This window comes from Methanosarcina thermophila TM-1 (genome assembly GCF_000969885.1).
Classification (GTDB): Archaea; Halobacteriota; Methanosarcinia; order Methanosarcinales; family Methanosarcinaceae; genus Methanosarcina; species Methanosarcina thermophila.
On record NZ_CP009501.1, the window covers coordinates 2,148,732 to 2,172,205 of the forward strand.

Annotated in this window: 20 protein-coding genes and 2 tRNA genes; 15 read left to right on the forward strand and 7 right to left on the reverse strand. The window is 43.5% G+C overall.

Features of this window, described 5'->3' with window-relative positions:
• Positions 1-6 precede the first annotated feature (6 nt).
• The 5 genes from MSTHT_RS09285 to MSTHT_RS09305 are packed head-to-tail and all read left to right on the forward strand — an operon-like array spanning position 7 to position 5,372.
• Positions 7-1,047, forward strand: a complete 1,041-nt coding sequence (locus tag MSTHT_RS09285; protein WP_048167536.1) for a 4Fe-4S binding protein — start codon at positions 7-9, stop codon at positions 1,045-1,047.
• Positions 1,048-2,802, forward strand: a complete 1,755-nt coding sequence (locus MSTHT_RS09290; RefSeq protein ID WP_048167537.1) for a formylmethanofuran dehydrogenase subunit A — start codon at positions 1,048-1,050, stop codon at positions 2,800-2,802.
• A gap of 4 nt (positions 2,803-2,806) precedes the next feature.
• Positions 2,807-3,667, forward strand: coding sequence for a formylmethanofuran dehydrogenase subunit C (locus MSTHT_RS09295; RefSeq protein WP_048167538.1), 861 nt, complete (start codon positions 2,807-2,809; stop codon positions 3,665-3,667).
• 11 nt (positions 3,668-3,678) lie between these two features.
• A complete protein-coding gene (locus MSTHT_RS09300; RefSeq protein ID WP_048167539.1) occupies positions 3,679-4,068 on the forward strand; it encodes a molybdopterin dinucleotide binding domain-containing protein in 390 nt (129 codons plus the stop codon).
• 2 nt (positions 4,069-4,070) lie between these two features.
• Positions 4,071-5,372, forward strand: coding sequence for a formylmethanofuran dehydrogenase subunit B (locus MSTHT_RS09305; protein WP_048167540.1), 1,302 nt, complete (start codon positions 4,071-4,073; stop codon positions 5,370-5,372).
• A 191-nt stretch (positions 5,373-5,563) separates the two neighbouring features.
• Here MSTHT_RS09305 and MSTHT_RS09310 read toward each other — a convergent pair whose 3' ends face one another.
• The 3 genes from MSTHT_RS09310 to MSTHT_RS09320 form a co-directional block, all read right to left on the reverse strand.
• Positions 5,564-6,463, reverse strand: coding sequence for a Rossmann-like domain-containing protein (locus tag MSTHT_RS09310; protein ID WP_231588058.1), 900 nt, complete (start codon positions 6,461-6,463; stop codon positions 5,564-5,566).
• Between the two features lie 251 nt (positions 6,464-6,714).
• A tRNA-Gln gene (locus tag MSTHT_RS09315) sits at positions 6,715-6,787 on the reverse strand.
• Between the two features lie 1,238 nt (positions 6,788-8,025).
• On the reverse strand, positions 8,026-8,217 hold the full coding sequence (locus MSTHT_RS09320) for a hypothetical protein (RefSeq protein WP_048167541.1): 192 nt from the start codon (positions 8,215-8,217) through the stop codon (positions 8,026-8,028).
• A gap of 162 nt (positions 8,218-8,379) precedes the next feature.
• Here MSTHT_RS09320 and MSTHT_RS09325 point away from each other — a divergent pair, with 162 nt between their 5' ends.
• The gene (locus MSTHT_RS09325) at positions 8,380-9,642 is read left to right on the forward strand and encodes an anion transporter (RefSeq protein ID WP_048167542.1); all 1,263 of its coding nucleotides are present in this window, start codon (positions 8,380-8,382) and stop codon (positions 9,640-9,642) included.
• 185 nt (positions 9,643-9,827) lie between these two features.
• Entirely contained in the window at positions 9,828-10,211 is a 384-nt protein-coding gene (locus MSTHT_RS09330; RefSeq protein WP_048167543.1) for a hypothetical protein, read from the forward strand.
• Positions 10,212-10,362: 151 nt separating this feature from the next.
• Here MSTHT_RS09330 and MSTHT_RS09335 read toward each other — a convergent pair whose 3' ends face one another.
• Both MSTHT_RS09335 and MSTHT_RS09340 read right to left on the reverse strand, forming a co-directional pair.
• Positions 10,363-11,457, reverse strand: a complete 1,095-nt coding sequence (locus MSTHT_RS09335; protein ID WP_048167544.1) for an OBG GTPase family GTP-binding protein — start codon at positions 11,455-11,457, stop codon at positions 10,363-10,365.
• A 482-nt stretch (positions 11,458-11,939) separates the two neighbouring features.
• Positions 11,940-13,868 (reverse strand): molybdopterin biosynthesis protein, encoded by a 1,929-nt coding sequence (locus MSTHT_RS09340; protein WP_048167545.1) that lies wholly within the window; start codon positions 13,866-13,868, stop codon positions 11,940-11,942.
• A 251-nt stretch (positions 13,869-14,119) separates the two neighbouring features.
• Here MSTHT_RS09340 and MSTHT_RS09345 point away from each other — a divergent pair, with 251 nt between their 5' ends.
• The gene (locus tag MSTHT_RS09345) at positions 14,120-15,007 is read left to right on the forward strand and encodes a protease inhibitor I42 family protein (RefSeq protein ID WP_048167546.1); all 888 of its coding nucleotides are present in this window, start codon (positions 14,120-14,122) and stop codon (positions 15,005-15,007) included.
• 100 nt (positions 15,008-15,107) lie between these two features.
• On the opposite strand, the gene MSTHT_RS09350 is transcribed toward MSTHT_RS09345, so the two are convergent.
• A complete protein-coding gene (locus MSTHT_RS09350; protein WP_048167547.1) occupies positions 15,108-15,299 on the reverse strand; it encodes a hypothetical protein in 192 nt (63 codons plus the stop codon).
• Between the two features lie 236 nt (positions 15,300-15,535).
• On the opposite strand from MSTHT_RS09350, the gene MSTHT_RS09355 reads away from it, so the two are divergent.
• Together MSTHT_RS09355 and MSTHT_RS09360 are read left to right on the forward strand one after the other, a co-directional pair.
• Positions 15,536-15,610 (forward strand) — tRNA-Met (locus MSTHT_RS09355).
• 246 nt (positions 15,611-15,856) lie between these two features.
• Complete coding sequence (locus tag MSTHT_RS09360) at positions 15,857-17,188, forward strand: signal recognition particle protein Srp54 (RefSeq protein ID WP_048167548.1); 1,332 nt, start codon at positions 15,857-15,859, stop codon at positions 17,186-17,188.
• A 46-nt stretch (positions 17,189-17,234) separates the two neighbouring features.
• On the opposite strand, the gene MSTHT_RS09365 is transcribed toward MSTHT_RS09360, so the two are convergent.
• On the reverse strand, positions 17,235-17,804 hold the full coding sequence (locus MSTHT_RS09365; protein ID WP_048167549.1) for a GMP synthase subunit A: 570 nt from the start codon (positions 17,802-17,804) through the stop codon (positions 17,235-17,237).
• A gap of 530 nt (positions 17,805-18,334) precedes the next feature.
• On the opposite strand from MSTHT_RS09365, the gene MSTHT_RS09370 reads away from it, so the two are divergent.
• The 5 genes from MSTHT_RS09370 to MSTHT_RS09390 all read left to right on the forward strand — a co-directional run bounded on the left by MSTHT_RS09370 (position 18,335) and on the right by MSTHT_RS09390 (position 23,456).
• Positions 18,335-19,132 carry a 2-amino-3,7-dideoxy-D-threo-hept-6-ulosonate synthase gene (locus MSTHT_RS09370; protein WP_048167550.1) on the forward strand — a complete coding sequence of 266 codons (798 nt, stop codon included), beginning with the start codon at positions 18,335-18,337 and terminating at the stop codon, positions 19,130-19,132.
• Positions 19,133-19,229: 97 nt separating this feature from the next.
• Positions 19,230-20,372 (forward strand): 3-dehydroquinate synthase II, encoded by a 1,143-nt coding sequence (locus MSTHT_RS09375; protein WP_048167551.1) that lies wholly within the window; start codon positions 19,230-19,232, stop codon positions 20,370-20,372.
• A gap of 50 nt (positions 20,373-20,422) precedes the next feature.
• The gene (gene aroD, locus MSTHT_RS09380; protein ID WP_048167552.1) at positions 20,423-21,151 is read left to right on the forward strand and encodes a type I 3-dehydroquinate dehydratase; all 729 of its coding nucleotides are present in this window, start codon (positions 20,423-20,425) and stop codon (positions 21,149-21,151) included.
• Positions 21,148-21,990: a shikimate dehydrogenase gene (locus MSTHT_RS09385; RefSeq protein WP_048167553.1), complete on the forward strand. Its 843-nt coding sequence runs from the start codon at positions 21,148-21,150 to the stop codon at positions 21,988-21,990. The genes aroD and MSTHT_RS09385 overlap by 4 nt, the downstream gene beginning before the upstream one ends.
• Positions 21,987-23,456: a prephenate dehydrogenase gene (locus MSTHT_RS09390; protein WP_374756206.1), complete on the forward strand. Its 1,470-nt coding sequence runs from the start codon at positions 21,987-21,989 to the stop codon at positions 23,454-23,456. The genes MSTHT_RS09385 and MSTHT_RS09390 overlap by 4 nt, the downstream gene beginning before the upstream one ends.
• Positions 23,457-23,474 lie beyond the last annotated feature (18 nt).

Sequence of the window (23,474 nt, forward strand, 5' to 3'; positions counted from 1 at the left end):
AACGAAATGCAAGATAATATGCGATTGTCTATCTTTGCCGAAAAAAAAGACAAGAAGCTGGTCTACAAGCCTGAAAAATGCATTGGCTGCGGAACCTGCGTACAGGCATGCCCTAAAGGTAATTTGTCTGTGGGAGCTGTGGGAGCTATAACGAGAGGGTTATTGGATGCGGATTTCCTCGAAATAAAGAAAAGTGAAGAGTGCCTTGTCTGTGGGATTTGTGCGAAAGTTTGCCCTACAGGCGCTCTTGAGTTGAAACAGGAAGGAAAATCCCTCACTGACATGTCCTACCTTTTCAGGGCAATGAAACCGACATCAGTAAATGAGAACTGTGTCCACTGCGGGCTTTGTGAGGATATCTGTCCCAGAGGCTGTATTGAAGTAACACGTGAAATTTCAGAGGATGGACATCTGAAGCTTGTCGGAAAGACCCACATTGATTCGGATTGCTGTGTCCACTGTGGATGGTGTGCTGCCGTCTGTCCAGTGAATGCAATTTCTGTGGAAAAGCCCTTTGAGGGCCGCTGGACAAAGGATGAGAATATCTGTCAGACCTGCCATACCTGTGTGGAAGTCTGTCCTGCAAATGCTATTTTCAATAAAAAAGCTAAATCCGGAGAAAGAGTGGAAAAGATCAGTCACCGTCCTGACGCCTGCATTTACTGTGGAGCCTGTGCGGTTTCCTGCCCTGTAAACGCAATTGATGTCCGAAAAACTGCAATTCTGCCGGATGTAGAGAAAAAGAGTGTTCTTGAGAAAAAGATCCTTGAAGCTCCTGTTCCGGAAGCTCTGCTCCGCACCTACCTGGAAACGGATGAAAACGCATGTCTAGGCTGTGGAAATTGTGTTATCGTCTGTCCGGTAAATGCCCTCAACAGCCATGAGCTTGCTGCAGGGTACCTGAACGATATGGACGAGAAAACCCTCCTTGAGGTTAAGAACGGAAGGATTTCGATAGTAAACCAAGACTGCTGCGGAGCAGATGGAGCCTGTGCCCTCATCTGTCCTGTTGATGCTATCCGGCTTGTAAAAAGAGAGGTGGAATAAATGGCAGGAACAATTGCAATCAAAAACGGGTATGTCTTTGATCCCCTCAATGAAATAAATGGGGAAATTATGGATATTTTCATAAGGGACGGAAAAGTTGTAGAAGAGCTTTCTGCTGCCGAACTGAAAGATGCAAAAGTTATTGATGCTTTCGGCATGACTGTCATGCCAGGTGGAGTTGATTCCCACTCTCACGTTGCAGGGGCAAAAGTTAACGCCGGCAGGATGATGCGCCCTGAAGACCATTATAAATCAAATCTCCAGAAGACCTCACTCACCCATTCAGGCTCAGGCTATTCTGTCCCATCGGTTTATAAACAGGGGTATGATTACGCAGCAATGGGCTATACAACAGTTTTTGAAGCTGCCGTTCCTCCCTTTGAAGCTCGACACACCCATGAGGAGATGCGTGCAACTCCGCTCCTTGATATGGGTGGATACCTAGTGTTAGGAAACAACTTCTTTTTGATGCGCTACTTCAAGGATGGAGATCTTGAAAAGGCTGCTGCTTATGTGGCATGGATGATGAAAACTCACAAAACCTATGGAATTAAGTGTGTCAATCCTGCAGGAGTAGAAAACTGGGGCTGGGGTAAAAACATAAACTCTCTTGATGAGGCTAACATCCATTTCGAGATTACCCCGAGAGAAGTAATAAAAGGGCTTACTGAGGTAAATGAGCTTCTTGGAATGCCTATGCCTGTTCACCTGCATGCAAATAATCTGGGACACCCTGGCTGCTATGCAATTACTAAAGACTCTCTGAAAATTTCTGATGGAGTAAAAACCACACAAAATATGGATGTGGAATGGGCTGAAACCAAAATGGATCCTGCAAGGGACCGTTCTGTATACCTCACTCATCTAATGTTCAACAGTTTTGCAGGCACCACCTGGGCAGACTGCTCATCTGGAGTAAAAGATATTGCAGATTATGTAAACAACAAAGACCATGTTGTAATCGACAGTGGGTGCACTCCTTTCGGAGAAGCAACCGTTATGACGGGTGACGGGCCTGCAATTCACGACCTTTACATGCTTACAGGAAACAAATGGTCAAATACTGATGTCGAGATGGAGTGCGGTTCAGGTGTCCTGCCATTCACTTACCTTAAATCCAACCCTGTGCACAGTTTGCAGTGGGCAATGGGGCTTGAGTGTCTCCTGCTTATCAAGGATCCCTGGAAAACAATCATGACTACAGACAGCCCCAATGGTGGACCGTTTACAAAATATCCTGAAGTTATGACCTGGCTCATGTCCGAAGCTTTCAGAAAGCAGACCTTCAGTGAGTGCCACAAATGGGCAAATGACAGGAGTGAACTCGGAGGCGTAAACCGGGAACTTTCCCTCTATGACATTGCGATCCTTACCAGAGCCAATCCTGCAAAAACCATTGGAATGGTACACAGGAAAGGTTCTCTTGGAGTAGGTGCTGACGGAGACGTTACAGTTTATAACATAAACCCCCAGCAGCTTGATGCAAACAATTACGAAACTCTTCTAAGAGCCTTCAGGAAAGCAGAATACACCATAAAGGATGGCGAAATTGTGGCTATTAAAGGCGAGATCGTTTCCCTGCCTAAAAAGCGAACGTACTATTCAGAAGTGTATGTAGAAGACGAGTGGGAAAAGGAAATGCTGGCTGATGTAAAGAGTTGGTTCAGGTATTATACTCTGGGCTTTGCCAACTATCCGACTCCAGAAAAGTATCTGGAAAATCCAACTCCCATACGGGTTAACGTTGAGAGGTGAGGTCATGACAGAGGGAGTTCTTATTGATAAAGGCAGGATCGAAAGTACTGGAAAAATGGGAGAAGTAATTCTTATTCCTAAAAAAGAGATTGACATTAAACTGGAAGCTGATGTTATTACACCTGATGCCTTTGCAGGCAAAAATGCCGAAGAAATAGGAAACTTGCGTGTATGGCAGGGACCCAGGACTTATCCTCTTTCCGAGTTTTTTGAGGTAATTGGCAGTGGTGGCAGTTCTGCAGCTGAGACTCTGATCCGTATTAAAGGCGATGCAATGAGGGTCAAAAGGATCGGAGAAGGCATGAGTGCGGGAAAAATCGAAATTGAAGGCTCTGCAGGCATGCATGTGGGTACCGGGATGAAAGGGGGCAAGATAGTAGTTCACGGAGATGCTGATTCCTGGGCTGGTATGGAAATGACAGGCGGACTTCTGCACATTAAAGGCAATGCTGGAGATCATGTGGGCTGCGCTTACAGGGGCAAATGGCACGGCATGAAAGGCGGACGTATTGTCATCGAAGGCTCGGCACGGCACCAGCTCGGAGGAGGTATGGATGGCGGCGAAATTTGGGTAGAAGGCAACGTTGAAGGTTTCTGCGGAATTCGCCAGAATGGTGGGCTCATCGTTGTTAAGGGCAGAGCTCTTCGTGGAGTAGGGGCTGAAATGGCAGGGGGAACCATAGTTATCGGAGGCAAAATAGAACGTTTCTCCCCTGGTTTCGAATATGTTTCCATGGAAAACAGTGTCAAGGTTGGTGATATCGAGTTAATAGGCGAATTCAAGAAGTTCACAGGGGATTATGCAATCAGCAAGCGAGCGAAGGGAACTCTCTACGTGGATGCAAACGCAAACCCGGAACTCTGAGGTGAAGAGATATGGAAGTATTACTCATTACCGGAAGTACGATTGATGAAGGCAGGCTTGCCAAAGGTGGGGATAAATTCACGGATGACTACACTAAGGAGTGTGCATGCTGCTGGATTTCTCCTGCTGATTTTGTATCACTTGGTTCCCCTGATAAGGTGAAAGTAACAAGTGAGAACGGAAAACATTCAATTGTTGTTTACACAAAATGCACGGATTCAGTCCAGCCAGGTCAGGTATTCATGCCAAGGGCTATCTGGTCGAATGTTGTTATTGACCCCGATACCCTTTCTACAGGATCTCCTTTATATAAGGGCGCCCCAGTGACAATCGAGCCCACTGAAGAAGAAGTTCTTAGTGCCGAAGATGTAGTGTTGAAAGTTTATGTCAGAGGGGAATAAAAATGATTTACAAAAACATAGTCTGTCCGGTTTGTGGGGCAGCCTGTGACGATATCCAGGTTGAATTCGGAGACGGAAAGATAGAAGCCAAAAATGCATGTAAAATGGGAAATGCCAAATTTCAGGAAATTTTTAGTTCCCACAGACTAAGGCAGCCTCTTGTAAAAGTTGATGGAAAACTGACGCCTGCCGCCTGGGATGAAGCTCTAGAAATAGCTGCCGATATCCTTGTTTCGGCAAAGCGACCCCTGCTTTTCATGGGTAGTGAAACCTCCTGCGAAGCTCATGAAGTAGGGCTCAAGATAGGAGAATACCTTGGTGCTATTGTTGACTCCAATGCTACAATCTGCCACGGACCAACAGCTATGGGAATCCAGGAATCAGGAAAAGTTGGTGCAACTGAAGGTCAGAAGAAAAATAGAGGAGATCTAATAGTTTACTGGGGAACCAATCCTCTTGAATCCATGCCAAGGCAGATGTCAAGATACGCAGTTTTCCCGCGTGGTTACTGGACAAAACGCGGGCGTTTCGACAGGACTGTTATCACAGTAGACCCAAGAAAAACTCCAACTGCTGAAGCCTCTGACCTGCATGTGCAGCTTAAACCTAACTCTGATTATGAACTTATCAGTGCACTTCTTACCTTACTTCACGGGAAAACTCCTCACCCTTCAGTGGAAGAGATAACAGGAGTCCCAATCTGTGTAATGGAAGAAATGCTTGATATGATGAAGAACTGCAACTTCGGGGCGATATCAGTAGGGCTTGGTCTCTCCTCCTCTATTGGAAAGCATAGAAACGCTGAAATTGCTATGAATCTCGTAAAGGAACTGAACAACTACGCAAAGTTCACTCTTGGAGCCCTGCGCGGTCACTGTAACGTAGCAGGTTTTAACCAGGTTGCTTCTTATATGTACGGCTACCCCTTCGGGCTTGATTTTACGCGCGGACACCCACGTTATAATCCCGGAGAATTCACAGCCGTTGATGTGCTTCGGGAAAGAGATGTGGATGCAGCCTTTGTGATGTGCGCTGATCTTGTCTGCCACATTCCTGCGGACTGCGCCTCTTACCTTGCCAAAATCCCAATGGTTTGCCTGGATATTGCTCCCTGTCCGACCACGGCTGCTTCGGATGTTGTACTTCCGGGGGTCATTGATGCCATGGAATGTGACGGGACTTTCTACAGGCTCGATGATGTGGCAGTACATTTTGAGCCTTTTACGAGTTCACCCTTCGAGTTTACTAAGAGCAATGAGGATACCCTGAAGCAGCTCTTTGAAAAGATAAAAGCAAGGAAGTAAAAGTTGCAGTTTTCTTTCTGCACCGAAAGAAAAATACTGAAAAAAGTGATTTTCCTTATTAAAATGGAATGTATGACATCTCTTACATTCCAAATCTTTTTTATAATCTCCGGCTTTTCTTAAAGTTACTTCTTACAACATTTATGTCATTTTATAACATTTATGTCATTTATCTTTTTTTATTCCTCTTTTTATTCATTTTTTCTGAACGCAACCTTTTCCCCGCAGTACTGATGCAGTTTTTTCGTTCCTCCTGCCTCACTTACTACGGTAAGCATAGTCAGGGGATCAATAATTCGGGTTCCCATTATTGCAGTAATTCCTCTATCAAAAAATGGGGCAGGGTAGAGAGGAGTGCTTGGACCGAGCAGGATTACTTCCCTTGCTGCTCCTCGGAGGGAAAGAAGTCCATCAAAAGTCCTGTTGGCTAGAGTACTTGCACTGAGGATAATTACATCGGATACCGGGAAGATTTCTCTGGCTTTTTCCGAGGGCAGGGTTCTGGCTTGAGGAGCTTCAATTTCACGCTTTTCAAGGACTGTGAGTTTATCGGTTATTTTCAGGATTTTTGGGACGAGAGGTCCAAAATAACCTACCGTTGCAACTCGATCTTCGGGTCTTATAAGGTCAAGAACATCCAAGTTTGAGATGGGAAAGTTCTCAGGTTTAAGATCCCATAGCATGTGGGAAAGTGCATTTGCAGTTGCGACTCCTACAGCAGCTTCAAGGGGATTTTCTGACAGGGCAAGTTCAAGTAATTTATCCGCAGTCTTCCCTTTCAGAAAAACCGCAAAATCAAGGGCAGGGCAGCAGGAGAACTCGTAGAGAGGGGTGCAGGCAACGCCTCCGTAACCGGTTGAGAGCAGAACCCCGGTATAGGCAAGCCCTATTCTGATATCATTTACTTTGACTTTTTCAAGAGTAGAACCCAGATCACTTTTGAGTGCACTTACGAGGGCTGGCAGGATTTCAGTTTCTTCATTTCCCTCTCTTTTAATTCCATTTTTTACGTTTTCTCCTTCTCTGTTTGGAGGTTTTGCCCCACAGGGGTGTTCTGTTTCCGGCATTGTTTCACCTATCATTTTTTTCATCGGACCCTTTCATCCTAGTTGTAAAATCAAGAGGATTTGCGTAATAGGGAGCGCTTATAACAATAATATCGACAAAATTTAATAATATTATAGAACAGTCTTACGCCTTCACAGAGCTGTCTTTAGAAATCTCTCCAGCGTCCCTGTTATTGGGCAGCATTTATTAGTAGAGAATAAACACAGGACTCACTCTGATTATGATTTTTTTCGAAAAAATTAGTATTTGATTAAAATTATTAAAAATGCTTATATAGTCCTGAGCGGATTCGAACCGCTGTCCCGGGCTCCAAAGGCCCGAAGGATTGACCACTACCCTACAGGACTGCACGTTAAGGCTTTTACTTATAGATTAATTCATGTACTTAATTTTTGTGCCAGCTTGGGACTCTTTCGTTTTAATTTTTCCTACCGGCTCCTTTTCTCTATGTTTTCCATCTTTTCATTCTATATTTGCGCTTTGTATTAATTTTCCCTTTGTACTAATTTTCCTTTAAGATTCTCAATCTCTTTATATTTATGAGTACAGTTCTTTCACGGCTTTGAAATATTTTCTACCAGACTGTTTTTCGCTTGCAGGCAATTTTTCGGATAATAAATTTAAAATAATTTATTTCATTACTATATTGTGGAGCGGAGAGAGAAAGGGTATGATCGAATAGCGAAGTAGTGGGTTGTGACAGAATTGCTCGGGAGCTGGTTGTTCTTGCTTCAGGATATGTTTGATGGGAGCAAATTCCGGAAGCGGCTGTAATGGGGGATACAGTAATGAACTAAATGCTCTCGGGCTTCTCTTCTTACCAAGATCTCAAATCGTTAATAGTTTTAAATAATTTTATAATTTTAATTTCATTCTCTCTTTAATTTTAATAACTTTTTCTTAATTTTTCCTCTCTTAATAACGTTTTCTTGTTTTCATATAACGTTAACTTTTATTTTGAAATCTTAAAAAGTATTCTTTACTTTTTCCTATCTACTCCGCGTTCAAACCTCCTACTACTGGATTCTATTTTGAAGGCTTATTAATCCCCGGTTAATGCTAAAAACTCGTTTAATCTGGAATTATGCTTCGATTTTAAAACTTTCTATGCGATAATATTTTTCGTTTGAAACTAATTTTTGATATAATTAATTTAAAATAATTACGGGGACAATCATACATTGTAGTTGGGGAGACAGAACGAGTGAGTAAAAGGTATGAATAAGAGCATGTAAAAAATCGCCCGAAAGCTTTGGTCCTGTTCTGAATATATGTATGGGGGAGCGTATCTTCAGAACAACCGTATCGGGGGCTGCGGTAATGGACATAAAGCTTTCGGGCTTTTTCTTATTCTTTAATTTCCTCCTTTATTTCCTCCTTTAATGTGTGCTTTCTTTCCTCCTTTAATGTGTGCTTTCCTTATTTCTGCTATAATTCTATTAACGGCTTTTACCATATCTTATTAGAATTCTGTTTTACCGTATCTTATAGAATTCTGTAAAAGGTTTCGCTTCTAAATGGTATTTGTAGTCATCTCTCTTTATATGCAGTTTTCTATAAGCTTAAAAACCCATAATTTTCAAATTCAATAGAATACAATTTTCGAAAACCCCTGAGACAGTTCTTCTCCCAGGAATTTTTCCACTTCCTTTTTGAGGTTTTCAATAGCTTCTTCGATGGTATTACCCTTGCAAATTATATCAGCCTCAGGACAGATTGAAACAAAGAAATCTTGTTCCTGGCGGATGGTTGCAGAAAATGGAAACCAGATTGCCACACTTTAAAATATCTATCAGCCCACTTTTAAGGATTTCTGTTCTCCCTGTCCTTTAAAACGGTTTTCTTGCAAAATTTCTCCAAGCGCAGGAACTTTATACTTAATCGGGTATTACTTAATCGAGTATCACATTCCAAATTTATATCATCAGACTTGTGGGCTATGATTACGCAGTATATTGTGTTCTATCCTGTGCCTTTACCTGATCCCTCAGTACTTATTCTTCTGGGCGTCTTTGTACTCACAGCTCTCAGGCAGGTCGGATCTTTAAGGTTGCAAATCTGGCAGATCATGACTCTTGGGGCTGCACTTGTACTGCTACTAGGTGAGATTTCGCCTGGAGAAGCCCTTAAAGCGATTAATATGGATGTGCTCATCTTTCTCTTTGGAGCTTTTTGCGTGGGAGAGGCACTTAACCGAAGCGGATATCTTGCCTGGCTAGGGAGCCGAATAGTTTCCAGGGCTAAGAATACGGATCAACTTGTATTTCTTGTACTCTTCTCCACAGGAATACTTTCTGCATTTCTAATGAATGATACCCTGGCTATAATGGGTACACCACTCGTTCTTGGGTTTTCCAGGAAATACAATATCTCTCCTAAACTCATGCTCTTTTCCCTGGCATTCGGCGTAACTACAGGAAGTGTTATGAGCCCTATAGGAAACCCACAAAACCTTCTCATAGCAATAGATGGAAACCTGGATACTCCTTTTGTAACATTTTTGCGCTGGCTCGCTCTTCCAACCTTAATATGCCTTCTGGTTGCTTATATTGTGCTAAAACTCTTTTTCCGGGAGGAATTCGGGAAACCAACCCTGATACACTCTGATGGGGTCATTACCGACCCTGAACTTGCCAGTGCCTCAAAAATAGCTCTTTCGCTACTGCTGGTTCTCATAGCCTGTAAGATTTTCCTAGTGGAGTTTTTACCTACTTGGGACTTCAATCTGAGCTGGATTGCCCTTTTCTCATCGCTGCCTATCCTGCTTAGTAGAAGGCGCATTGAGATCGTAAAAAACATTGACTGGACAACTCTCGCTTTTTTCGTTTCAATGTTTGTGCTAATGCGAAGCGTGTGGATTTCCGGAACATGCCAGGAACTGCTTGCAAGGATGTCTCCTCACTTAGGCTCTGTATCAACTATCCTTGTGCTCAGTATTGGACTTAGCCAGCTAATTTCTAATGTTCCCTTTGTTGCGCTCTATCTGCCTGCCATGGGGAGTACAGTTTCTCAGGAACAATTGATGGCTCTTGCTGCTGGAAGTACAATTGCGGGAAACTTTCTGATTCTGGGAGCTGCGAGCAACGTTATTATTATCCAGAATGCGGAAAAAGAGGGAAAAACTATCTCATTTGCCGAATTCTTTAGAATTGGAATCTTAATAACGATTTTAGATGCTATTATCTATTTTATCTTTCTCTAACTTTTAAAAACCATAAATTATCTTATAATGAAATTAAAGGCTTAATCTAGCCCTAAACCAGATTTAAAGGCTCAATAATTTTTATTAACTCTACCTTTTCCTTGAGAGAGTATATAAAAGGCTCTACCCTCCAATAAACTTGAGATACTCAAAACACATACAATTTTTTTGGAAGATATAAAACCATGACCCAAAATAATTCAGATTCAAATACCAGACGCAAACGCGCCCGATGCACCGTACAGAAGAAGACCTTTGAGCCTGTTGAAGACCTTGAGACCTATGTCCAGTCCGACTGGAGGCTTGATGCCAAAGGCAAATCCAGGCTGCTTGAAGTAAACCCCAATCCTGGCTGGTGCTGGGATGATCACCTGGCAAAGATGGCAACTTATGCTAATATCTCCTATTTGGGAATGCTAGCAGCCATTATTGAGGCAGCAAAGGAAAGATATGGTCTGGAAACCACCGGAAAAATCGAACTCTCAAGAAAATGCCTGAAACCATGCCCAGGAAAAGCCCGGCTGAATGTGCTGCTGAGTTCGAGGCAGAAATTAAAGCCAGCTCAATGAACTCCGAGAATAATCGGAAGAAAGGCGTTTTTTCAAACTCTCCTGATACATTACAGGTTTTTGAGAGCTTATAAATTCAAAAAAAGCGCGGAATGAGAAAAGATCCACTTTTCCTTTTCGCACTCCGCTTTTCCCTTACTTTCGGATGCTTTTACTTCTGGATGATAATTGTAAGGATATCTTCATCCTGCATTATATGGTCAAGACCGACTCTCTGCCCTGGATGCTTTGCAGATGTGCCCCAGACCTGGGCATAGCGGAACTTCCTTCGGAAATCCCTGTGAAGGCGATCACAAATCTGACCAATGTTTGTCCCGCTCATAACAATTAGGGGCTCTTCCATATCTGCGGGCTGACCCTGAGGTTTTAAGTAAACTCGTATGAAACCCAGCCTGTCGTAAATGGCGTCTTTGAGAGTTTCAATATTAATGCCCTTATGAGCTGAAATAAAAATCGCGTTCGGGTATAATTCCCTGCACTCTTCAATCAACTGAGGGTAAGCCAGATCAACCTTATTGACAGCGATAAGGGATTTGACATAACTGCGGTTGTTCAGGATAACGTCTATTAGCTGATCAACCGTTATATTTTCTCTTATGAGCACGCTGGCGTTGTGGATTTTGTACTCATCCAGTACAGCCCTGATAGTTTCCTCATCCAGGTCGAGATCAACGGTTGAATTGATCTCAATTCCGCCCCTGTCTTTTTTCTTGATTACTACATCAGGGGGCTCCTCATCTACACGAATGCCAGCCTGGTAAAGTTCGTCCATAAGCACTTCGTAATGTTTGGGTTGAAAAACATCGAGCAAAAATATAACCATATCGGAGTTTCTGATAACTGATATAACTTCTTTTCCGCGCCCACGTCCTGATGACGCACCTTTTACAAGCCCTGGCACGTCAAGGAACTGGATTGTTGCTCCTTTGTGCTCAAGCACACCTGGCACAACTGTGAGAGTGGTAAACTCGTATGCTCCCACTGCAGACCTGGCACCCGTGAGTTTGTTCAGAAGCGTGGATTTTCCTACTGATGGAAAACCTACAAGGGTTACAGTTCCATCTCCTGATTTTCTGATCGAGTACCCATCTCCCCCTCCTTTTGCCGAGGCTCTCTTTTCAGCCTCATCTCGAAGCCGAGCTATCTTGGCTTTGAGGCGGCCTATGTGATGGGAGGTTGCCTTATTGTACTGGGTCCTTCGAATTTCGTCTTCGATTTCCCGTATTTGCTCCTGTATGCTGCTCATCTGGAACCTGCCGATTTAAGGACTGAAGAAATAATTTTTCATTATCGCTTGAAAAAGAAACTGCATCAAAGCAGTCTCCAAAAACCTTTTTTAATTCAAAATAGATTCGTATCTGGGTATTTATCTTGAATAGTTAAATGCAATATATATACCTATGGAGTGCTTTACTATAAGCCTTTTCAAAAAACTGCTTAAGCGCAAGCCTTTTTTCAAAAAGCTTGAGCAAAAACCCAAGCAACGGCGTGGTCAAGCGGCGCAATGGTTGGTGATAAACTGGCGCTATGGTTGTGCTTGACCAAAAAGCCTACTTAATCTTTTTGCAGGAAACTCAAGATCATTTATATTTCTTAATAATTATAATAATATTTAAAGCTTATTGAAGTTTGCTTGATAAACGTTTCTTATTCCGAAATTTATTTAAAGGAACTGCCTTTCTATCAACGGAAATCTTCTTTTTTATTCAAAGGAGACCAAATCCTTTTTTATTCAAAGGAGATTATTTCTCCTGTTCTTTCGTACACGTGCAGCCCTTTAGGAAGCTTTGAAGCGAATTCGGCAGAGTTAAGTGTCTCCAGGAATTTGTGTACTTCAGGAGTTTCCAGCATTTCTTTTCTTATCAGAAAATCATAATCTTCTTCTGCAAACTTTATGAATTTGAGGTGGTTCTTCTCAGCACAGTTTCTTTTCCCAACACCTGCTTCAGCTTTTCCTGAAGCAACTGCGTCGCAGATGGCTGCTTCCGATTTTGCTCCTGATATATATCCCGGAATTGAGTCCATAAATTCTTTTTTGCTAATTCCTTTTTCAGCTGCCAGTTCTGCAATTTTGAGGTCTAGAAGAGCTCTTGTGCCTGAACCAAGGTTCCGGTTGATCAAACGTTTTCCCAGCAGGTCTGAGAGTTTGGTAATCGGACTGTCCTGCCTGACAATTAATCCAACTTCCCGCCTGTATCCTTTCACAAGCACAACATCTGAAAGCCCCATATTCTCAATAGTAGGAATGTTATACAGGATTCCGTCCTCTCCCCTGGAGTCACGCGACGGCATGTTCACGCCTGCAATATCGGCAGTGTTTGAGGCAATTGCGCTGAAGCCGCCACTTGAACCCGTATAAAGGGTTCTGAAACGAAGCCCGCTAAGGTCTTCAAGCAGATCAAGACCCGGGCAAAAGCCGCCTGCTATCAGGAGATCAGGCTTCTCGACATCCCCGAAAAGTGTCACCTCTATAGGAGTTCCCGCTTCAACAAATTCTGTACTTGATGGAATCTCGATAAAACCATCAGCTTCGGAAAGAGAAGTTATGGCTCCAGATCCCCTATCTGCGGGATAGACCCGCCCCCTAACTAGGCCTACAGGAAGAAGCTGCTGTCTTCCTTCAGAACGGAAATTGGTACTCATAACCCCGTTTTCTACTCTTTTAAGTTCGTCTCCAGCTCCAAGAGCTTTCCTGATAAGAGGAGCCACAAATTCATTAAAAATAATTAGCGCTGATGTTGGGTTTCCGGGAAGCCCTATTACCGGGACACTTTTTATTATGCCAATAACCACGGGCTTCCCGGGTTTTATATTAATCCCATGGGCAAGGGTTTCCCCCATTTCATCTATCAACCGATAAATTACATCCCCAGCTCCTGATGACGTGCTGCCAGATGTCAGGATCAGCGCACATTCTGAGACCGCGGTTTCAAGTGCCCTTCTCATAATTGTTTCATCATCCTTTACAATCCCGTAAAGCATCGGGGAGGCTCCACACTCCTGCACCCCGGCGCATAAGGTGTAGGAGTTTGCATCATATATCTGCCCTCTTGCCAGTTTTTCCCCGGGACTCACAAGCTCATCTCCTGTTGAGATTATTCCTACCTGTAGCTTAAGGACTGGAATGTCATTTTTACCTACAGACGCAAGCACCCCGATCTCTCTTGTCCCGAGCTTTCGCCCTGCTCTGAGCACACGTTCTCCCTTCAGGATATCTGAACCTGCCTTCATTATATTCTCTCCCACAGTTACGGGCTTGTAAATGAGCACAGTTCCATTTTCCTCAGAGCTGTATTCAACCATAACAACGGAGTCAGCCCCTTCAGGAATAGGGGCTCCAGTTGCAATCTCCACAGCTTCCCCTGCCGATACTGTGAATCTGGCATCGGAGCCTGCTGGAATACTCCCGAGTACTTTTAGCCTTGCTGGCTCAGTTTCACTGCAGGCATAAGTATCCTCTGCTCTTAAGGCATAACCGTCCATTATTGCTCTTGCAAAGGGGGGCACATTGATCTCGGCGATGATATCCTCTGCAAGGATTTTACCATGAACATTTTCAATGGCAAATTTTTCCTTTTCTGGAAGAACCTGCAGACTATTCATTATTTCCCGTGCCTTCTCTACAGAAATAAGTTTCCGAAATTCCTTACGCTTCATTGAAACCAATCCTGAGTCCCACGACCTTAGATGAGTTTTTTAGTTTAATAGCATTTCCAGGTATGTTTTATACCTACTTTTTCCTTCAGAAAAACATTGAAGGCAGGTTGGTTAAGAGATACCCTGATCGAAGTTTTAAAAGCCCCAGATAATCGACCTGCAAAGCTGCGAATTGGATTGAAGTTTAAGCAAAAGATAAATCCGAACAGGCTCATATTTTCATAAATCTATGAAAGAGAAGAAGGGAAAAAATGAAAACTGCAGCAAATAGAAAGTTCTGGAGATATACAAGGTTTTCTACACTCCTGCTTATGGTCTTTGCAGTTATTCTTTCCGGCTGTGTTGATGAAGGACAGGATGGAAATAGATCGGAGAACATGGCAGGCAGCAGTCAGGGGATCACTGGGGCAAACAATAGTCAGGAACCCAATGAAGAGGACTACTTTTACGGTACTGCAAAAGTAGAGAATATCCAGATTTTAATTCTTGAGTCTTTTCCTGTACAGATACAGGTGATAGCAGAAGGTTACCTGCCTGATGGATGTACGGAAATAGACGAAATAAAGACTGAAAGAGAGGGAAACACCTTCAATATCAGTATCAGCACAATACGCCCGAAAGATGCAATCTGTACGCAGGCTTTAGAGAGCTTTACGGAAGCCATTCCCCTTGATGTCAAGGGACTCAAAGCAGGCAACTATACTGTAAATGTGAACGGAGTAACCGGGTCCTTTGAGCTAACAGTTGATAATATCATACCGGAAGAATTTCCAGATCCTATTCCACCGGGAAAACAGGTAGTAACTGAAGCTGACAACGGCACAAACATAAGCATTGAAAATGGAGAAATTTTTTACCTGATACTACCTGAAAACCCGTCTACAGGTTATCGCTGGGAACTTAATCTGACACAGGGACTGAATGTAACCCTGGGTCCCGATAAGCTTCCGGGAGAATATTACCCTCCAGAACAGCCTGAAAGAATTGAACAGCCTCTTGTAGGTGCAGGAGGGGTTCGCATATGGAAGATTAAAGCTGTGGCTGAAGGTGGTCAGCAGGTGAGAGCAGTATATAAAAGACCCTTTGAGAACGAAACTGCAGAGGCAGGCACTTTCACACTTAATGTTGAGGTCGTCTAAATTATCAGTTATGCCGCCCTTTTCACGATTTATCCGGTCCCACTGAAAAGGAGAAGGGCATTTTTAACTTCAGATGCTGGATTCCTCTCTTGCTGGCACTTTAGAGGGGTCCCAGAGCCTGTTTGAGATCTTTAAGGCAACTCTCGCATATATAGGATGTGCCAATTTGAGTACATCCAAGAACTTCCGTATCTTCTCCCATTTCTTTTTCCTCCTGGCCCCCCGGATAACCTTCGCAGTAAATTCCGCACTTCACTTCACAATAAGCTCCACAGAACAGGCATCTTGACATAATATGATTTAGGATTCGGAATTTCAAATATGTTTCCGGAAAAACCTGAAAACATGAAAAAATAGGGGGAAAAAGAGATCCAGATGAATTTGAAAAGTAGCAGGAATTCTTGAGAGAAGCGAACTTATTTCTTGATAAATTTCTAAAGATCAGAGAATCGCCGAAAAGTATATATACGATCGTTCGTATTTTGAGGTAGTTATCCAAGCAAAGTGACCTGACAAATAAAACCCTGTAGCGGGGTGGGGTAGCCAGGAGATCCCGACGGGCTCATAACCCGTAGACCGATGGTTCGAATCCATCCCCCGCTATGATAAAACTTTTTTCTGGATTTCTTATGTAATGATATTTTCCAGACATTACCTTTTAAGATTTTCATCACCAGGCAACTTTTTATAGCCGGTTACCGATTTTATACCTAGAATTCATTCACTTTATCCTTTTTTCAAGCTATTAAAACTCAAGGCTTATTAAGGAAGGTTACTTTCTTAGACACGGTCAAAGATGTGTGAGTATCTTTTCAAATATCCTCATAAACTGAGCAGGATGACTTTCATATGGTAATGGAAAAACTTGGAGACTCCTTACAGGGGGCGCTTAAAAAGCTGATCGGCGCAGGGCGAATTGATGAGCGCACGGTCAATGAAGTAGTAAAAGATATCCAGCGAGCTCTGCTCCAGGCTGATGTCAATGTAAAACTTGTTATGGGAATGTCCCAGAAAATCAAAGAGCGCGCATTAAAAGAAGACCCTCCTGCAGGTATGAACCCGAGGGAGCACGTAATCCGCATAGTATACCAAGAGTTAATGGGAATTATCGGCAAGGGAGCTGAAATCCAGCTCAAGCCGCAGACTATAATGATGGTTGGACTTCAGGGAAGTGGAAAAACTACCAGCGCTGCAAAGCTTGCCCGCTACTTCCAGAGGAAAGGACTTAAAGCAGGAGTTATCGCCGCAGACACTTTCCGTCCTGGTGCATACCATCAGCTTAAAACCCTATGTGAAAAACTTAACGTAGCTTTCTATGGAGAAGAAAACAATCCCGATGCCGTTGAAATCACAAGAAACGGACTCAAAGACCTGGAAAAATATGACGTAAAAATCGTGGATACTGCTGGGCGCCATGCCCTTGAAGCTGACCTCATAGATGAGATGGAACGGATCAATGCTGTTGCGAAACCAGATCACAAGTTCATGGTGCTGGACGCAGGTATAGGACAGCAGGCAAGCCAGCAAGCTCACGCCTTTAATAATTCTGTCGGGATTACAGGCGTTATTATAACAAAGCTTGACGGAACCGCAAAAGGAGGCGGAGCTCTCTCTGCTGTTGCCGAAACAAAAGCACCTATTGCCTTCATTGGTGTAGGAGAGACACCAGAAGACTTTGAGAAATTTGAAGCTGACAGATTTATCTCAAGGCTTCTCGGCATGGGAGACCTCAAAACCCTGATAGAAAAGGCTGAAGAAACCCTGACCGAAGAGGATGTGAATGTGGAAGCTCTGATGCAGGGACGCTTCACTCTCAAAGACATGTACAAGCAGCTTGAAGCCATGAATAAGATGGGTCCGCTCAAACAGATAATGTCCATGCTCCCTATGGGAATGGGAGGATTAGGAGGTATCAAGCTCTCAGATGAGATGTTCCAGGCTACAAGTGACAAGATGAAGAGTTACAAGGTCATCATGGATTCCATGACAGAGGAAGAAATGAATGATCCAAAGCTCATAGGCGGTTCCCGAATAAAAAGGATTTCAAGAGGTTCAGGACGCAGCCCTGAAGAAGTAAGAGAGCTTCTTAAATACCACAAAATGATGCAGACAGCTCTAAAAGGCTTTAGAGGCGGGAAATTCAATATTCAGAAGATGATGAAGAAAAAACTCGGGATGTAATTTATCCCGAAGTTAATTTTTCACATTGGATGTTTTTTATTAGTATTTAATATTGCTCGCAAACCTCAAGGAAGTTAATAAGCAGTTCTTCTCCTTTCTCGGTATGGGAAACCTCAGGATGCCACTGGACACCATAAATCGGTTTTGTTGGGTGGCGCATAGCCTCAATCTCACATATCTCAGAACGGGCAAGATGAATGAAACCCTCAGGCAGAATAGCAACCTCATCTGCATGGGAAGCCCAAACAGTAGTCTTGGGCCCGAGTCCCCGGAGAATATCATCTTCTTCAAGCACCTCTATCTCAATCTCTGCATACCCGCCTTTATTCCCTGCATGAACGTGACCCCCATATGCCAGAGCAATTGCCTGATGCCCGAGGCAGATTCCAAGAATAGGGAGATCAACTTCACGGACATAATCGAAACATAAGCCTACCCTATCCATTTCCGGACCACCGCTCAGGATCAGCCCATCCGGTTCTTCTGCCAAGATATCCTCAATTGGCATTGTATTTGGGATTATTTTCGTATTCATGCCAAGATCCCGGACAGCCCGGTGAATGAGATGGCAAAATTGTCCGTAGTTATTAACAACGAGGATTTTCAGCCTTTCCATAATTCCTTCAATCCCTGTTAGTGTAATTTTATTTTTGAGAGTTATATTTTGATAACTGTGTATTTAATGAGTGTATTTTCTATTGCTCTGAGTATAACCCTATTAGCCAATCTTATTCTATTGCTCTGGGTGTACCCCATTAGCCACTCTTATTCAATTAGCCAATCTTATTTTATTAGCCAATCTTATCCTATTTTAATTCTCTTATGCTTCCAAAGCTCATGAACCTTCAGCTGTTTTCGAAGTTTCCTGGCTGCGAAAATTATTTTGTGTTTCATGATCTGGAACGTGTTTCCTGGTATTATCCCGATATAACAGAAGGAAAAATACTATTTTTGAACACTATAGCATACTTTTGTACAGAAAAGTTCAAGATTATTCATTTCTATTAAAGACATATTCCTGTCATGCAGCCATATGGAATAGATTTAAATAGGTTCAGTGTGCTAGTATGTGACACACTAGCACACATATTCAGAGCAAATAATAGGCTAATAAATTAAGATCATTTTGCATTTGGAGGGATTATAATGTCAGAAATTGGTAAAAAGATAAGGATAGAGAGGTTGATGAATCGGGAAAGTAGAAACATGGTCATTATTCCAATGGATCATGGTATCTCAGACGGACCTATTGAAGGACTCATTAATATCACTGATACGGTAAATAGAGTAGCCGAAGGAGGAGCAAATGCCGTTCTTATGCAGAAAGGAATGGTAAAATACGGACACCGGGGATACGGTCATGATATAGGTCTCATCGTGCACATCAGTGGTTCTTCTTCCCTGAGCCCTGATCCCAATGCCAAAGTGCAGGTCTGCACAGTGGAGGAAGTGATTAAAATGGGAGCCGATGCCGTTTCCATGCATATCAATGTAGGCTCTGAAACCGAAGCTGACCAGCTTGAGCAGCTTGGAAAGATTTCCAGAGACTGCACGGAATGGGGTATGCCTCTCCTTGCCATGATGTACCCCAGAGGTAAGAAAATCACCAATCCACATGATCCTGTAAATGTTGCACATGCTGCAAGGATAGGAGCCGAGTTAGGTGCTGATGTTGTAAAAACCGTGTACACCGGAGATCCTGACAGTTTCAGGGATGTGGTCAGAGGCTGTCCTGTGCCTGTAGTTATTGCAGGAGGGCCTAAAACCTCAACTGACCTGGAGCTCCTTGAGATGATTGACGGAGCCATGGAAGCCGGAGCCAGAGGAGCTGCAATTGGAAGAAATGTTTTCCAGCATAGAGACCCTGTCAGGCTCACCCGGGCTATTTGTGAGATTGTACATCATAGAAGATCTGTAGAAGAGGCTCTTGAGCAGCTGAAATGAAAACAGGATATTGAGAACCAGGGTCAGTATCCAAACAAAAGTTAAAAAAAGGAGAAGACCGGAGTAAAAACAGAAAAACATACCGGGGTTGAAGCCTTTGAAAAATAAAAGCGTGTGGATAAAAGCCGATGAAGGCGGATGGGAACAGCAAAAAGAAAGGATTACAACAGGCCTAGAATCAGGAGCCGACTGCGTGCTTGTAAACCCAGGAGATATTGAAAAAGTAAGAGAACTGGGAAGTATCCCGGTAGCAGCCTTTGGGCGTGACAACAAATCCGGAGCCGATATCGTTGTCGTTGGAAAGAGAGGAGAAGGCGACGGGACAAAACCCTTACCTCTTGAAACTCCGGGTTCTCTTGATATAAACGCAGCAACCCTTCTCAGGGACAAAGGAGTGGCTGTAGGTGGATATGTAATAATAAGGGATAAACGCTATGAGCATTTTGCAGCCGAACTTGGAAAGGTCTGTGACTTCCTCATTGTGACAGGTACGGACTGGAAGGTTATCCCTCTTGAAAACCTTATAGCTGAACTCCAGCATTACGACGTGAAGATTATTTTCGGAGTAAAGAGCGCAGAAGAGGCAAGACTGGCTTTCCAGACCCTTGAAATCGGAGCAGATGGAGTTCTTCTTGACAGCGGAGATCCCCAGGAAATAAAAGATACCATCAAGGCTGCCAGGGAACTGGAAAGCGAGAGCACTGAGCTTGAATCTGCAGTCGTAACCAGGGTTGAGCCTCTTGGAATGGGAGACAGAGTCTGTGTGGACACATGCAATCTCATGCAAAGGGGAGAAGGCATGCTCATAGGTTCTCAGGCAAGCGGGATGTTTTTGGTAAATTCCGAATCCGATGACAGCCCGTATGTGGCAGCCCGCCCGTTCAGGGTAAATGCAGGTGCAGTTCATTCATATATCAAAATAGGGGACAAAACCCGCTACCTCTCAGAACTTCGGACCGGAGATACCGTAACTATTGTGGATTCAAAAGGGAAACAGAGAGATGGGATTGTTGGTAGGATTAAAATCGAAAGCCGCCCTCTCATGCTTATCGAAGCAAAAGCAGGAGACAGGACTTTAAGTGTAATCCTGCAAAACGCCGAAACCATCAAGCTGGTTGGAAAAGACGGAAACCCTATTTCAGTTGCCAAACTCAAGAAAGGTGACGAGGTTCTGGTTCACCTGGAAGAAGGAGCAAGGCACTTCGGTAAAAAGATCGAAGAAACGATTATAGAGAAATAATCTGTCAAAAAGAAACGATTGTCAGCGAAAAAGGAAAACCGGAGCAAAGAATGATTCGTATTGGTTCACTTGACCTTGAGGAAAAAGCTGCCGTTGTCGCAGTAATTCTTGAGAACCCTCTTGAGACCTCAAGGAAAGCCGCCGAAATGGGAGCCGATATTCTTGAGATCAGGCTGGATTTGCTTGGAATCAGGGACCTAGAAATAGCTTCAGAAACGATAAGAAAAATAAAGTCCGAAACCAGACTCCCGCTAATTCTTACAAATCGCTCAAGTATGGAAGGAGGAAAATGGCAGGGAAAAGAAGCTGAGAGAACCGAGCTTCTTAAAAACCTACTTTCCCTGAGAGATGGACCAGACGCCGTAGATATCGAGCTTTCTGCCGGGAGAAAAGCGAGAGACAGAGTAATAAAAGCGGCAAAAACCTGCGGAAAAACTGTGATTGTATCTTTTCATAATTTTTCAGAAACCCCGCCTTTTCAGGAAATGAAAACTATTTTTGAAGAGTCATTTCTGGCAGGGGCGGATATTGCGAAACTAGCAGTTATGCCACACTCGATGAAAGACGTACTTGACCTGTTAAGAGCTTCACTGGATGCCAAGGAGGCAGGGGGCGCTGTATGCGCTATCGCAATGGGCAGGCTTGGAAAGCATACAAGGGTAATTGCTCCTTTTTATGGTTCGGTTCTCACATATGCAGCTGTTGAAGGTTCAGTTTCTGCGGCACCGGGACAGTTTCAGGTAGATGAAGTAAAAAAGATAATGGAGCTACTCGAATGAAGCAAGTCTTTGGCGTGTTTGGAGACCCTATAAGCCATTCCCTTTCTCCTGCAATGCATAACGCGGCTTTCTCAGCTCTTGGAATGGACTGCATCTATCACGCTTTTAGGGTCAAGCCCGAAAAACTGGAAAAAGCAATTCTTGGGGCTGAAGCTATGGGATTCGGAGGTCTCAACCTGACAGTACCCCTGAAAGAGGTAGCTTTGAAGCTTAGCTGTATAAAACCTGACCCGCTGGCTAAAAAAATAGGAGCTGTAAATACTATAGTTTTCGAGGAGACCGGAGAAATCCGGGGATACAATACCGATGGGTTGGGAGCAAAACAGGCACTCCAGGAAGCTGCAGTGGAAATAAAGGGGTCTAAAATCGTGGTTGCAGGGGCAGGCGGGGCAGCAAGAGCCATTAATTTTCAGCTTGCGGCGGATGGCGCTGATATTACAATAGTAAATCGGACCGAAGAAAGGGCAATTGCGCTTGCAAAAGATATCTCAGCCGCCGCCCTTCCCGGGAAAGTAGAGGGAAGAGGGCTCTCCGAATTAAAAGATTTGCTACAGAACGCCAATGTTCTGATAAATACCACAACTCTCGGAATGCATCCCAATATAGACTCTACTATTGCCACGGCAGACAATCTTCACTCTGGACTTACCGTTTTTGATATTGTATATAACCCTCTGGAGACCAGGCTCTTAAGAGAGGCAAAAGCCTCAGGTGCAAAGACTGTAAGTGGAGTCTCAATGCTTGTCTATCAGGGAGCTGAAGCTTTCAGGCTCTGGACAGGAATTGACCCTCCAGTTGAACTTATGAAAAAAACCGTTCTGGAGGCTTTGAAGGCTTGAGTGTTAACCTGGGATCTGAAAACCAGATTGGAACGAATCAAAATTCTGAAAAGACAAAAGTCCTGATCCTTGGCGGAACCGGGGAAATGGGACAGTGGTTTACCCGTTTTTTCAAAGAAAGAGGTTATGAGGTTATGGTCTGGGGAAAAGGTGGGAAAATAGAAATCGCAAGGAAACTGGAAGTTCCTTTTGCCTCGGATCTTGATGAAGCTGTTCCGGCAAGCGATATAGTGATAGTCTCTGTACCTATCAATGTAACTGAGGAGATTATTGCTGAAGTTGCCCCAAAAATGAAAGCTGGAAGTCTCCTTATGGACTTAACTTCCATTAAGGTAAAGCCTGTAGAAGCTATGAAAAAATTTACACCCTCCGATGTAGAGATTCTGGGTACCCATCCAATGTTCGGACCAACGATTAGCACTATCCGAGGGCAGACTGTGATTCTGGTTCCTGTAAAGGGACGTTCAGAAAAGTGGTTTCCGGTAATAAAAGAGCTTTTTGAGGAAAGTGGAGCGCATGTTGAGATTACTACCGCAGTCGAACATGACAGGCTTGTCTCGGTTGTGCAGGGACTCACCCATTTTGCCTATATCAGCATAGGAACGACCATTGACAGGTTAGATTTTGATGTAAAAAGATCCAGAAAATTCGTAAGCCCTGTCTACGACATAATGCTGGACTTTGTTGGCAGGATTCTTGGTCAGAATCCCTATCTGTACGCACTTATCCAGATGGAAAATCCCGGAGTCCTCGAGGTACATGACGCATTTATCAGGGAATGTGAAGAACTCTCAAAGCTTGTGCGATCTCATGACGAGGAAGGCTTTGTGAAGAAAATGAAAGCTGCTGCTCGGCAGTACGGAGATACGACTCATGCCCTGCGCAGATCCGATAAACTGATTAATTCCAGAATAACCGAATATGAAACCATCCTAAAATACATCGGAAAGGTATGCGGGTTTTACCATCTTTATTCCGGAAAAACCCATGTCGGTATTTTAGAAAAAGTAGGACATGACGAGGTTATTCTTAAAAAGCTGGTTTCAAAAGGCACTTCCCCTCATATAAAAAACAAATTCTTGAAACTCAAGCTAGAAAATCTTCGCCTGCTTTCGGAATCTGAGTTGTGGGAATGGAGAAAAGAAAACCTTGAGCATTTTACAAGGGATATCCCGGTCCTTATACCTGAAGGGGCTGAACCTGCGGTTATTCTTAATGCTATAAGTACCAATAAACAGCTTGCAGCCTGTGAAATAAGTGATATTTATAGAGGACCTATTCAGATAAATAACAAGAGACTAAGTAGGATAAAAACTGGAAAAGAAAGCAAAGAATTGGAAAGACTTGCAGTTACTTACAGGATAACGATTTTTGGAGATTGTGATGCAGATTCAGTTGAAGCCGAGGTAATATCCCTTCTTTGCGGTCTTGGGTGCAGAATAAGAGAAAAAAACTTGAAGCAGTAAAGATAAAAATTTGTACCT